Source organism: Dyadobacter frigoris (assembly GCF_005280585.1).
Lineage (GTDB): Bacteria > Bacteroidota > Bacteroidia > Cytophagales > Spirosomataceae > Dyadobacter > Dyadobacter frigoris.
The window spans coordinates 761,690-774,325 of record NZ_SZVO01000001.1 but is presented as its reverse complement, the minus strand read 5'-3'; the positions used below and the strand labels follow the sequence as shown (position 1 = coordinate 774,325).

Below are 12,636 nucleotides of genomic sequence, written 5' to 3'. Positions count from 1 at the left end.
TTTAAAATCAAGGTGCAAAGATAGATTGATTTTGGCAAACGTCGCAGATTTAGAAAAGGTATCTGATTTTAAGATTGAAATTTAGAAACTCATTCCTTCGTTATTGTTGAATAAAGTTTTTATTTTAGAACTATAAAGAGAAATTATTTAACAAATATCACTCATACACATGCTCTCAAAATTGAACACTTCATCTTATCTGATTGCAATTCTTTGTATTATCTCTATCCCGGATTTTGCCCAGCAGCCAACAACGTATTGCAACCCAATGGACATTGATTACAAATACAATTTCGAACAATTGAATGAAAAGATCTCCTACCGCTCCGGCGCTGATCCGGTAATTGTAAATCACAAATCAGAATATTTTCTATTTGTAACCATTTCCGGCGGCTATTGGCATTCAAAAGATATGCTGAACTGGAAATATACAACTGCAAACCGCTGGCCTTTTGAAGATATGTGCGCGCCGGCAGCGGTTTCAGTAAACGATACATTATTTTTATTTCAATCGACTTTTGAGTCGCGTCCAATCCTTTATTCCGTAGCTCCCGAAAAAGGAATCTGGGAATTTTATAACCGCTGGACGCCACGGCTGCCCAAAGATATCGGTCCATGGGATCCTGCACTTTTTCACGATCCGGATACAAATCGCTGGTTTATGTATTGGGGCTCGTCTAATGTTTATCCGATTTTCGGTGCGGAACTGGATCATTCAAAAAAACTGGCTTTTAAAGATCAGTACAAATCCATGTTCTGGTTAAATCAATATGAACACGGTTGGGAAAGATTTGGCCCAAATCATTCTGATCCGTTCAAACCTTTTACCGAAGGTGCCTGGATGACAAAATATAACGGAAAATATTACCTGCAATACGGCGCTCCGGGAACAGAGTATAACGTTTATGCAAATGGAACTTATCTGGCTGATGATCCGCTTGGACCATTTACTTATGCTCCATACAATCCGGTTTCATACAAACCCGGAGGATTTGCAACCGGCGCAGGCCATGGAAATACTTTTCAGGATAATTATGGCAATTACTGGAATACCGGTACATCCTGGATAGGGTTAAACTGGGCCATGGAAAGACGAATTGTAATGCATCCGGCAGGGTTTGATAAAGACGGACAAATGTTTGCCAACACACGTTTTGGCGATTTTCCACATAAAATGACTACCAAAAAATGGAATGGAAAAGGCGATGAATTGTTTACGGGCTGGATGCTTTTGTCTTACAAAAAACCAGTTACAGCATCCTCAACATTGGACACTATGTCGGCTAGTAAAATCACCGATGAAAATCCAAGAACTTTTTGGGCCGCGAAACAAAATAAAGCCGGGGAAACATTAACCATTGATCTTCAAAAAGAACAGGAAATAAAGGCAATTCAGGTTAATTATACGGATTATAAATCTGATATTTTTGATAATAAGCCGGAACAGGTTTATACTGAATTTAAAATTCTGGTTTCCTCCGATGGTAAAAAATGGGAAGTTGTAAGTGATCTTACCCAAGAGCCAAAAAGGGATCGTCCGTGCGCGTACATCGAATTACCTAAACCTGTTAAGGCGCGTTATGTTCGCTATAAACATGGGCATGTTGCCTCGCCTAATCTTGCAATAAGTGAGCTCAGGATTTTCGGAAATGGTTTTGAAAAAGCACCAGCCACGCCAAAAAAGTTTACCGCTATTCGCCAGAAAGATCAGAGAAATGTAGATTTAAGCTGGGAAAAAGTACCGGGTGCTGTGGGTTATAATGTGCTGTGGGGAATTGCACCAGACAAATTGTATCAAACCTATCAGTTCTGGAACGACGAGCCAAATACCTTTGAACTTCGGGCGTTGAACGTTGGCGTGCCTTACTATTTTGCCATTGAAACTTTTGATGAAAATGGAGTTTCGGCGGTAAGTGAGGTTATTAACATAAAGTAATTTTCACATTTTATTCAAAGTTTGCTTATATCAACTTTCACCGCGGAGGTGCAAAAGCTAAATTGTATATTTGATTTATGTTAAAGCCAGCCCAATTTTTGGTGAGGCCTGTAAATCAAATGCATCAACACTACTGATATGAGTAATATTAAATTATTTGAAGAAAAGAAAGTTCGTAGCCATTGGGATGCAGAGAAAGAGGTTTGGTATTTTAGCATTACTGACGTGGTAGCTATTCTGACAGAAAGTATTGATCCGCTAGCATATTGGCGTAAGTTAAAAGAACGTCTTAAAAAGGAAGGAAATCAAACCGTGACAAACTGTCACGGTTTGAAAATGGTTGCAGCTGATGGTAAAATGCGTTTAACAGATGTTGCTGATACTGAACAACTTTTAAGAATCATTCAATCAGTACCCTCACCAAAAGCCGAACCCTTTAAACAATGGCTTGCAAAAGTTGGCTACGAGCGTATGCAGGAAATTGCGAATCCAGAACAAAGCCTTGACCGCGCCAGAGAGAATTGGCAAAAACTGGGCCGAAGTGAAAAATGGATTCAGCAAAGAATGACGGGCCAGGAAACCCGGAATAAATTAACCGATTATTGGAAAGACAGCGGCGTTGAGAAAAAAGATGAATTCGCTTTGTTAACAAACATCATCCACGAAGAATGGACCGGGTTAACAGTAAAAAAACATAAAGACCTGAAAGGTTTGAAAACGCAAAACCTTCGGGATCACATGAGCGAAGCGGAGCTAATCTTCACCGCCTTAGCAGAATTATCAACAAGACAAATTGCCGAAAGTGAAGAAGCAAAAGGCATGAATGAAAATGCAAAAGCGAGCAAAAAAGGTGGTGCGGTAGCTAAAAATGCTAGAAAAGAACTTGAAGGACAAACGGGAAAAAGTGTGATAACAGGCGAGAATTTTTTACCGCCCGGTGTTGGCCTAAAAGAAATCTCTCAGGGAAATGACTAAATCTCAAACTCCGGCTTTTCTTCTTCCAAAAATACAATTCCTTCATAAACTGATGAAACCGGCATTCTAAAATCTAAAAGATCAAAAGAAATAACTGCATCTGGTTTATCAAAAGATTGATAAGTCCAGACACCTACCTGATCTGTGCGTGTATAGAGTTCTACCAGACATTCAAATTGAGAAACCAGAACATAATATTGAAGAGACACTATTTCCTTGTATCTTCTCAATTTGAATCCCCGGTCGTAATTTGCAGATGATTTTGATAAAACCTCAACCAGAATACTCGGGTGTTTTACAATGTAGATTCCATTAACATCATCAGGAGCACAAGTAACAATTACGTCAGGATATGGGTAATAGAAGTTTTCTATCGCTTCAACTTTTATATTTTCAGCAAATACATCACATCCTTTTGGCAAAAAAACTCTTTCCAGAAATCCTCGAAGACGACTAACAATCCTGTTGTGGTTCATGGTAGTACCCGCCATAGCAAATATTTCCCCGTCATAATATTCATGACGGATTTCACTCTTTTCTTCCATTTCCAGAAATTCAGTGACGGTATATTTTTTTTCTAATGCTTGTGCTTGTCCCATGCTGTGTTTCAACAATTGATAAGACAAATTACATTAAAATTGATCCAATTGCAAGGTCTGGAATTAAACCTCACTTCTCCACAACAAAGAACTATCCCCATAACTCAAAAACCGGTACCCGTTATCCATCGCCACTTTATAAATCCGTTGCCAATCCTCTCCTACCAAAGCCGCTACTAATAAAATCAGCGTAGAACCTGGCTGATGATAATTGGTGATCAATCCTTTACATAAACGAAATTGATAGCCCGGAAAAATAAAAATCTCCGTTTCACCAACAATTTCATTCAGTTTTTGCGCATCCATATAATCAGCAATTGCTGTTAATGACTCGCTGGCCGAAGGAAGTTCGTCAGGAGAAAATGGATATGGATATAGCTTTTCAATATTAAAAACAGATGTTTCAGCACGAAACAATTTCACACCGTACCAATACAAACTTTCCAGAGAACGCAGAGAAGTAGTACCAACCGGAACAATAGTATCTGTATTTTTTAGCAACTCAGTAATTAACTGACGGGAATATACAACCTGCTCAGCATGCATTTTATGCTCAGTTACCGAGTTTGCTTTAATAGGTTGAAACGTTCCGGCACCTACATGCAGCGTAAGAAATGAACGACGAATACCTTTCTCATCCAGTTTTTCAAAAACATTTTCCGTGAAATGAAGTCCGGCTGTCGGCGCAGCAACGGCACCGTTCTGGCGTGCATACACGGTTTGATAGGTTTGTTTATCTCCTTCTTCAGTATCGCGTTTCAGATAAGGCGGCAAGGGAATTTCACCCAACGCTTGCACAATATCCAGAAATTCAATATCCTGGTCCCACCAAAATTTTACCTGATTTTTTTCATAATCAGCGTAAGCAACTTGAAGCTTCACAGCCTTTCCATTCACAATTAAGTTAGTAGAAAGGATATCTGTCAATTTAAACCGCTTTTTATTCCCGATCATACATTCCCAAACACAGAAATCACGAACCAGCATGGCATCATTAATGATTCTTGTCGGTAATTCAGGATGTAATAAAAGGATTTCAATCGTAGCGCCCGTCTCTTTTTGAAAGTAAGCGCGCGCCGGAATTACTTTGGTATCATTAAAAACCAAAAGTGTGTTTTCAGGCAGATTTTCGACTAAATCAGTAAATTTCTGATGCTGAATATTTCCCTGGCCATATACCAAAAGTTTCGAACCGTCACGTGGATCCAATGGATAACGTGCAATACGCTCGTCTGGCAAATCATAGTCAAATGATTCTATCCGAAGCGATTCAGCCCTTTCAAGCCAATTATTTTCCATCTGATCTTAGTAAGTATCTTCTTCTTCCGGCGTTGGTGTTTTTAACAAACGCAATGGAAAAAGAAAAATCAGCAACAACAGAGCAAGACCCAAATAGGAAACCCATACAAAGTCAAAAACGCTTAGCTTAAACTGATTGCTGTTAATCGTTGCCAATGCCAAAAGACTAAATCCTATGACTGTATTAATACCAGCCACAATACAGAAGATCCAGTTGATCAAATGTTCGTTCAGCTGATCACGGTACTGAGGCTGCGACCAGATTTTTCTGTTTGGAACTGGAAAATGCGAAGCATCAATTTTAGGAATCTGTTTTGCAAAAGCCGAAATGACCACATTATTCAGGATGAAAAAACCCATGATGATGTAGAACAAATGCTCCTTATTGACATAGATTTCTGCCAAACCCGAAGCTGCAAAATCCACCGCAACCTGTTCAGGAAAAACGGAATAAGTCCACATCAACGAGCCGATAACAAATAGCATTGAGAACCAACGCCATACTTTTATACTAAATGTTCCAATTTTCATGAAATAACAATCCTCCTTATCTTTTCTATTTTCGCCATAAATTCGGGTGCAAAATTAGGTTGGAGACTTTCCAAAACCTAATCAGATAAAGAGTATATAAATTTATTAATCTTACTGCATCAATATTTCATACTACATTCAGCAGAAAAGCCGCAGAGCGGCGTAATATTTGTAGCATTTTAAATAGCATTCTGATCCATATAAAGGTGCAGCGCGCCGAAATAATTTACAATAATCATCTTTTCAATGAAAATATATACCAAAACCGGCGACAAAGGAACAACTTCTCTTATCGGCGGGACAAGGCTCAGCAAGGCACATATCCGCATTGAAGCCTATGGAACTGTGGATGAATTAAACAGTTATATCGGATTGCTTCGTGACCAGCCTGTCAATGAAGATCGTCGTGATTTATTGAAGGAAATCCAGGACAGGTTGTTTACCATCGGTTCCCATTTGGCCTCAGAGCCGGAGCAAACCAGGAAAATCCTGCCTGACCTATCAGAAGAAGACATCAAACTTCTTGAAAATGAAATGGATAAAATTGATGTTGTCGTTCCGGCTTTAAGAGCGTTTGTACTTCCCGGCGGCCATCAGTCTGTATCATTCGGCCATGTAGCACGTACCGTTTGCCGTCGTGCTGAACGGGGTGTTATTCATTTGCAAACACAGGAAGAGGTGGAAGACAGCGTGGTAAAATACCTTAACCGACTCTCCGACTACCTTTTTATGCTATGCAGGGCCATGACTTTTGAGCTCGGGATTGAGGAAGTTACATGGAAACCGCGCGTTGCCCCAAAAAATTAATTGTTATACTAAATATCTTCCTTTTGTTAGTATAATTTCATTAAATTGCGAGACTAATACAAAACCTAGAAACTACTTAATTTTCAGCATAAATTTAGGGCTTATGACTGCCGACACATTGCAAATAGAGATTAAGCAAACGGACAAATCACGTTTGCAAGAGGTTGATTTTAACAATCTTGTTTTTGGCCGGAACATCGCCGACCATATGTTCATTGCCGATTACCGTGATGGTCAGTGGCAAAATTCACGCATCGTCCCTTACGGCGATCTTTCTCTCAGCCCTGCAACAGCTGCTTTACATTACGGACAGGCGATTTTTGAAGGTATGAAAGCCTACAAAAGCGAAGAAGGCGACACACTTCTTTTCCGGGCGATTGACAACTGGAAACGTTTCAACAAATCTGCGGAACGTCTGTGTATGCCATCAATTCCTGAGGAAGTTTTCATGGGTGGCTTAACAGAACTGTTGCGCCTGGATGCAGCATGGGTCCCTTCGCAGGAAGGCTGCTCACTGTATATTCGTCCATATATGTTTGCGACTGACGCCTATGTCGGTGTAAAACCATCTGATACTTATACATTCATCATCTTTACATGCCCGGTTGGGACGTATTATGCCAAGCCTCCGCGTGTTAAAGTTGAAACACATTTCATCCGTGCTGCCGAAGGTGGAGTTGGAGGAACAAAATGCGCTGGTAATTATGCCGGTTCACTTTATCCTGCAAAACTTGCACAGGAAGAAGGCTACGATCAGTTGATCTGGACGGATGCCCGTGAACATGCTTACATCGAAGAATCCGGGACGATGAATGTTATGTTTGTTATGGACGGAAAACTGGTTACACCTTTCGTATCGGACACAACGCTTGACGGAATTACCCGTAAAAGTATCGTAGCTATTGCGCATCACTGGGGAATCCCGGTTGAAGAACGCAGAATTTCAGTGAAGGAAATTATTGAAGCTTTGAAAGAAAACCGTTTGGAATCTGCATTTGGTGCGGGAACAGCCGTAGTGGTTTCTCCGTTTGCTACAATCGCTTACGAAGGTGTTGATTACGCCCTTCCTGAGTTGAAAGAAGATTCATTCGTAAACAAAGTGAAAGATTATCTTACTGAAATCCGTACAGGAAAAACGGAAGATATATTCGGCTGGACTTTGAAAGTTTAGTTCCGGTTAAAAAATAAATAAGTTAAAATGGATGGCAGCAATGTCATCCATTTTTTTTGTTCCTACAATAGATTTTCTCCTTCAAAATGCTTCATTAATTTACTAAGTCAATTACATTTTCTGATTAGGCAAAATTCGCTCAATCGGGAAATCAACTTTTCGCCTGGTCAAATTTTAGCCAAAACTTTTTTTCTTACCAATATTTACTGGCCTGCTACTGCCTTATCCACTCCATAAATACTTAGCAATCTGCAACATCTGTTAGCAAGACAATATCCTGACAAAAGTTAGATTATTAAATTATTACTATTAAATCAAAATTTATATATATCAATTTGACGTAATAGTATCATATCAAATATCATAATGGTTACTTTTGTTTTTACGACAAATTATCTCGATAAAGTTCCATTTAATTCATTAGAATAATACAATAACAATACAATGTGTAATTTTTATACAAAATTTACATACCTAAAAGTTTATACACTTCCATGAATGGATAAAATAGTACTATATTACAGATCAAAAAAGTCTAGTAATTTGTATTAAAAATTATAAACCAATTAACGAGTCATAAGCATGTTTAAAAGATTACTTATGATCGTCTCTTTGTTTTTGGGAAGTTGCCTGATGGCAATGGCCCAGAGCCAAAATATAAGCGGGACGGTCTCAGATGAAAAAGGAGAAGGATTACCCGGAGTGGGTGTGGTGGTGAAAGGTACGACAATTGGCACGACGACGGACGTGGATGGAAAATTCACATTAGGAATTCCAGCAGACGCAAAAACCCTGGTTTTAAGTTCAGTAGGAATGAAATCACTGGAAGTTGAAATCGCAGGCAAAACAAGTTTTGCTCTAAAAATGCTTTCAGATGAACGTGCGCTTGATGAAGTAGTTGTTGTAGGTTACGGTACTACCAAAAAAAGCGATATTACCGGTGCAGTAGCATCTGTAAAAGCAGAAGCGATTACTAAAATCGCTACTTCAAATCCTTTGCAGGCAATTCAGGGGCGTGTACCGGGAGTTAATATTGTTAGTCAGTCGGGAGAACCTGGCGCAGCGGTGCGTGTACGTATACGTGGTGTTGGTACGATCAACAACAGCGATCCTTTGTATGTTGTAGATGGTTTTCAAACAAGTGATATAAGCTTTTTGGCGCCTGGAGATATTGCATCCATGGAAATTTTGAAAGATGCTTCCGCAACTGCAATTTATGGTTCACGCGGATCCAATGGCGTTATCCTGATCACTACCCAAAGAGGAAAAAGCGGAGAACCTAAAATCTCCTTTTCAACCTATGCAGGTGTTCAGAAAGCCTGGAATAAAGTAGATGTACTGGATGCAAGTCAGTATGCAACTTTGCGTCTTGAATCGTATACCAATGACGGAACGGTTCTTCCAACAAATGAAAAACTTTATCAAACATTAAACGGATTCAAACAAGGAACAGATAAAGGAACAAACTGGCAGGATGAGGTTTTGCAAACAGGTGTCGTTCAAAATTACAGTCTGAACGTAATGGGTGGAAATGACAAACACCGTTACAGCGTTACAGGTACTTATTTCGGACAGGACGGAATTGTTAAAAACTCACCTCTCAAAAAATTCTTTTTACGGTTCAACAACGACTTTTATTTAACAAAATGGCTTGACGGCGGACTTTCCGCGGCTTATGCAAACACGGATAAAACGCAATACACCGGCAGCCAATATGGAGGCATTTTAACAAGTGCATTGACGGTTTCCCCGTTGGCAAAAGCATGGGATCCCGCTACAAACTTTTACGGAACACGCCCTGTACCGGAAGGTGGGGCTTATAATCCGCTACGGATTGTTGACGAAGCAAAAAACAATAAAGCTTACGAAACACTGGTTAACTCCAATTTCTTTTTGGATGCAAAAATTATCCCGGGCCTGACTTTCCGTACACAATTTGGTGTAAACTGGAAAACGACTCATGCAAAAAGATATTTGCCTCAATACTATCTTGCAAATGACGATCAACGTCAGCACAGCAGCTTGCGTGAAGGAAGAGGTGAGCAATTGGGATGGGTTTGGACAAATTATCTGACTTACGCTAAAACAATTGGCAAACACAGTTTCACCGCAATGGCGGGTTTCGAGCTTCAACGTACCACTTACAGCGATATGTTCCTGACAGTTCTTGATGTACCGAATGACAAATCGCAATGGTATTTATCCGCTACAAAGGGAACGGATTATTTAGTAGAAGCAACTCAGTCTGACGAATCCTTGCAATCTTATTTTGGTCGTTTGAATTATAACTTCGACGAGCGTTTTCTTTTAACGGCAACCCTTCGCCGTGACGGATCATCCCGTTTTTTACCGGACAATCGCTGGGGTACTTTTCCATCTTTTGCAGCTGGTTATAACTTAGCCGAAGAATCTTTTATCAAAAGCATCCCTGCTATCACGCAGCTGAAACTTCGTGCAGGTTGGGGACAAGTTGGCAACCAGAACAGTGCAGCTAACTACGGTTATGCAACAACTGTTACCGGTAACAATATGTATGTTTTCGGAGATAACGCAGTTCAGGGTTTTGCCCCGACAACGGCCAGCAATCCTCTTTTGAAATGGGAAACAACAACGAGTTCAAACTTTGGTTTAGATGCAGGTTTCTTCAACAACCGTTTGACTTTAACAGCTGATTATTTCATAAAAGACACCAAAAACATGATCGTTCGTGTACCAATTCCGGTTTTTGCAGGTGTTGGACCTCCGTATGTTAATGCCGGAAGTATGAACAATAAAGGTATCGAATTAGCGATTGGCTATAAAAACCAGATCAAGAGCTTCACCTACGATGTTGGCTTCAACGTGACAAAAATCATGAACAAAGTAACGAACCTTGGTGGTGGAGAACCAATCGCCGGTGGCGATATTACAGGTCTTGGACAAACAACACGTACGGAAGTTGGCCGTGAAATCGCCGTTTTCTACGGTCTTAAAACGGATGGAATTTTTAGAACTCAGGCAGATCTTGAAGCTTATTCGAAAAATGGCACTGCGATTCAACCAAATGCAAAACCGGGTGATGTTAAGTTTGTGGATACGAATAATGACGGTGTAATTGACAACAATGACCGTACTTATCTTGGAAGTGCGACGCCAAATCTGTCTTTCGGCTTTAACGCAAATTTTGGTTACAAAGGTTTTGATTTAAGTTTCTTCCTGCAAGGCGTAACGGGCGTACAATTGGTTAATGGTTTAGGTAACTGGATGAACAATGCAAACGGAATGTTCAATTCTGTTTCAAGCCGAATGGATCGCTGGACGCCGGAAAACACGCAAACGGATCAGCCTCGTATGACGCAGTTGAACCCAAACAACAACGACCAGTTCAGCGATCGTTTTGTGAGCAACGGGAATTATGTTCGTTTCCGTAACCTGACTCTTGGTTATACTTTACCAAAAGGAGTTCTGGACAAACTGCACATCAGCAATGTCAGAGTTTATGTAGCGGCTGATAACTTGTTGACTTTTACCAAATACAAAGGCATGGATCCTGAAATTGGAGAATTTAACAACAACCCGCTGAATTTCGGTGTTGACCTTGGCGCTTATCCCCAGCCACGTGTAGGAAGGATCGGACTTAATATCAATTTCTAAAAAACTGTAAAAAGCCATTCAGCATTTGGTTAAAGCCAACAGCTAATCGCTAAAAGCTAATTCCCATAAAACATGAAAAAATATAGTTTCCCCGCACTTTTGATAGCCGCTTTTACGCTGCTACAAGGTTGCAGTGACTTTTTGGATAAACAACCGCTAGGACGTGAAACAGATACCAACTATTTCTCCGATTCTACAAATTCAATTCTTGCGATCAATGCCGTTTATGACGTTTCATCTTATGATGAAGGAACGGATGGACTTGGCAATTACCTTCCGCACAATTACGAATGGATGTGGGGAGATGTAATGTCGGACGATGCTGAAAAAGGAAGTACGCCAAGTGACTTTTTGGATATTCAAAACCTGAAAGAATGGAGAGCACTTGCTACTAATACGCCGGTTTCAGGTGTTTGGGGTAACCTTTGGATTGGTATTTACCGTGCCAACTGGGTTTTGAAAAATATCGAAACAGCACCGATCAGCACTTCTTTGAAAAACAGAATTGCCGGTGAAGCACATTTCTTCCGCGCTTACTATTATTTCTATCTGGTAAGATTATTCGGTGGGATGCCCTTATTTTCTGAACCGGTAAAAACTTCGGAATATTCTACTACCAAGCGCTCAACCTTGCCCGAAACATATGCTTTCATTGAAGCAGATCTGAATCTGGCAATTACTTTACTTCCTGAGAAAAGTGCTTACGCAGCAGCAGATCTTGGTCGTGTTACAAAAGGTGCCGCCCGCGGTTACCTTGCCCGCGCGATCATGTACCAAATGGGAATGGACAATACCAATAACCACACATGGCAGCAGGTTTATGACTTGACAGATGCAGTTTCCACTTCTGGTCAATATGGTTTAACTGCAAATTTTGCTGCAATTTTTGACGAGGTAAGCGAAAATAATATCGAATCGGTTTTCGAAATTCAGGCGAAAGAATCCGGACAAACGTACGGGCCTATCAAAACCGGTGTTACCAATAATGTGATCCAGAACAACCGTGCAACATGGGGATGGGGTTTCAATAATCCAACAACCAATCTTGTGACAGCTTTTGAAGCAAACGACCCTCGTAAAGCCATGACTGTTTACGGAAACGGAGATGTTTTGTTTGGTGTAAGACAAACCGTTGCTTTCCCCGCCGAAAACATGACGGGCTATCTTAACCGAAAAGCAGCGATCGTACAACCGGCCCAGGCGTCTGCATCCGGCCAAAATATCCGCAGAATGCGTTATGCAGAGGTTTTGCTCATGAAAGCAGAAGCTGCTGCAAGAACAGGAAATGAAAGCGTTGCCCGTGCTGCAATCAATGAAATCCGTGCAAGAGCGCGTAAATCTACTTTGCCTTTGGGATCAACAGTTGGTGGTTCAAGTTATGACCCAACCAATATTCCCGCAACAGCTTTGCCTGACATTACAAGTGCCGTAACCGGATCAGCTTTAATTGATGCCATTTTGCATGAACGCCGCGTTGAATTAGGTATGGAATCACTTCGTTTGTGGGATCAGATCCGCACCGGAACCTATATCAATTCACTTACCGGCGACATCAAAACAAGAGCTCAGGCACATTCTATCGCAGGTAGTGTAAATCCGATTCCGGTTTTACCTCTTCCTTTGAATGAAGTACAAACCTGGGGATTGCAGCAAAACCCTGGTTATTAATCGTATTCATAATAATA

At 40.6% G+C, this 12,636-nt stretch carries 9 protein-coding genes; 6 read left to right on the top strand and 3 right to left on the bottom strand.

Translation table 11 applies throughout. The features are described 5' to 3' along the window. Nucleotides 1-169: 169 nt before the first annotated feature. Both FDK13_RS03495 and FDK13_RS03490 read left to right on the top strand, forming a co-directional pair. Entirely contained in the window at nucleotides 170-1,936 is a 1,767-nt protein-coding gene (locus tag FDK13_RS03495; RefSeq protein WP_137338578.1) for a discoidin domain-containing protein, read from the top strand. Nucleotides 1,937-2,074: 138 nt separating this feature from the next. Beyond that, on the top strand, nucleotides 2,075-2,911 hold the full coding sequence (locus FDK13_RS03490; RefSeq protein ID WP_137338577.1) for a BRO family protein: 837 nt from the start codon (nucleotides 2,075-2,077) through the stop codon (nucleotides 2,909-2,911). Here FDK13_RS03490 and FDK13_RS03485 read toward each other — a convergent pair. The 3 genes from FDK13_RS03485 to FDK13_RS03475 all read right to left on the bottom strand — a co-directional run bounded on the left by FDK13_RS03485 (nucleotide 2,908) and on the right by FDK13_RS03475 (nucleotide 5,340). Further along, a complete protein-coding gene (locus FDK13_RS03485; RefSeq protein WP_137338576.1) occupies nucleotides 2,908-3,510 on the bottom strand; it encodes a Uma2 family endonuclease in 603 nt (200 codons plus the stop codon). The two genes, FDK13_RS03490 and FDK13_RS03485, sit on opposite strands and share 4 nt — an antisense overlap. A gap of 63 nt (nucleotides 3,511-3,573) precedes the next feature. Beyond that, nucleotides 3,574-4,809: an S-adenosylmethionine:tRNA ribosyltransferase-isomerase gene (locus tag FDK13_RS03480; RefSeq protein WP_137338575.1), complete on the bottom strand. Its 1,236-nt coding sequence runs from the start codon at nucleotides 4,807-4,809 to the stop codon at nucleotides 3,574-3,576. Between the two features lie 6 nt (nucleotides 4,810-4,815). After that, on the bottom strand, nucleotides 4,816-5,340 hold the full coding sequence (locus FDK13_RS03475) for a hypothetical protein (RefSeq protein ID WP_137338574.1): 525 nt from the start codon (nucleotides 5,338-5,340) through the stop codon (nucleotides 4,816-4,818). 246 nt (nucleotides 5,341-5,586) lie between these two features. Here FDK13_RS03475 and FDK13_RS03470 point away from each other — a divergent pair, with 246 nt between their 5' ends. The 4 genes from FDK13_RS03470 (at nucleotide 5,587) to FDK13_RS03455 (ending at nucleotide 12,619) form a co-directional block, all read left to right on the top strand. After that, nucleotides 5,587-6,147: a cob(I)yrinic acid a,c-diamide adenosyltransferase gene (locus tag FDK13_RS03470; RefSeq protein ID WP_137338573.1), complete on the top strand. Its 561-nt coding sequence runs from the start codon at nucleotides 5,587-5,589 to the stop codon at nucleotides 6,145-6,147. 103 nt (nucleotides 6,148-6,250) lie between these two features. Next, the gene (locus FDK13_RS03465) at nucleotides 6,251-7,318 is read left to right on the top strand and encodes a branched-chain amino acid aminotransferase (protein ID WP_137338572.1); all 1,068 of its coding nucleotides are present in this window, start codon (nucleotides 6,251-6,253) and stop codon (nucleotides 7,316-7,318) included. 582 nt (nucleotides 7,319-7,900) lie between these two features. Next, a complete protein-coding gene (locus tag FDK13_RS03460; RefSeq protein WP_137338571.1) occupies nucleotides 7,901-10,951 on the top strand; it encodes a SusC/RagA family TonB-linked outer membrane protein in 3,051 nt (1,016 codons plus the stop codon). A gap of 72 nt (nucleotides 10,952-11,023) precedes the next feature. Continuing rightward, complete coding sequence (locus FDK13_RS03455) at nucleotides 11,024-12,619, top strand: RagB/SusD family nutrient uptake outer membrane protein (RefSeq protein ID WP_137338570.1); 1,596 nt, start codon at nucleotides 11,024-11,026, stop codon at nucleotides 12,617-12,619. Nucleotides 12,620-12,636: the final 17 nt, after the last annotated feature.

What these genes read in the sequence shown, in the direction of transcription:
- FDK13_RS03470 (WP_137338573.1), top strand. Translation starts at nt 5,587, where the DNA reads ATGAAAATATATACCAAAACCGGCGACAAAGGAACAACTTCTCTTATC.
- FDK13_RS03460 (WP_137338571.1), top strand. Translation starts at nt 7,901, where the DNA reads ATGTTTAAAAGATTACTTATGATCGTCTCTTTGTTTTTGGGAAGTTGC.
- FDK13_RS03490 (WP_137338577.1), top strand. Translation starts at nt 2,075, where the DNA reads ATGAGTAATATTAAATTATTTGAAGAAAAGAAAGTTCGTAGCCATTGG.
- FDK13_RS03465 (WP_137338572.1), top strand. Translation starts at nt 6,251, where the DNA reads ATGACTGCCGACACATTGCAAATAGAGATTAAGCAAACGGACAAATCA.
- FDK13_RS03455 (WP_137338570.1), top strand. Translation starts at nt 11,024, where the DNA reads ATGAAAAAATATAGTTTCCCCGCACTTTTGATAGCCGCTTTTACGCTG.
- FDK13_RS03495 (WP_137338578.1), top strand. Translation starts at nt 170, where the DNA reads ATGCTCTCAAAATTGAACACTTCATCTTATCTGATTGCAATTCTTTGT.
- FDK13_RS03480 (WP_137338575.1), bottom strand. Translation starts at nt 4,809, where the DNA reads ATGGAAAATAATTGGCTTGAAAGGGCTGAATCGCTTCGGATAGAATCA.
- FDK13_RS03485 (WP_137338576.1), bottom strand. Translation starts at nt 3,510, where the DNA reads ATGGGACAAGCACAAGCATTAGAAAAAAAATATACCGTCACTGAATTT.
- FDK13_RS03475 (WP_137338574.1), bottom strand. Translation starts at nt 5,340, where the DNA reads ATGAAAATTGGAACATTTAGTATAAAAGTATGGCGTTGGTTCTCAATG.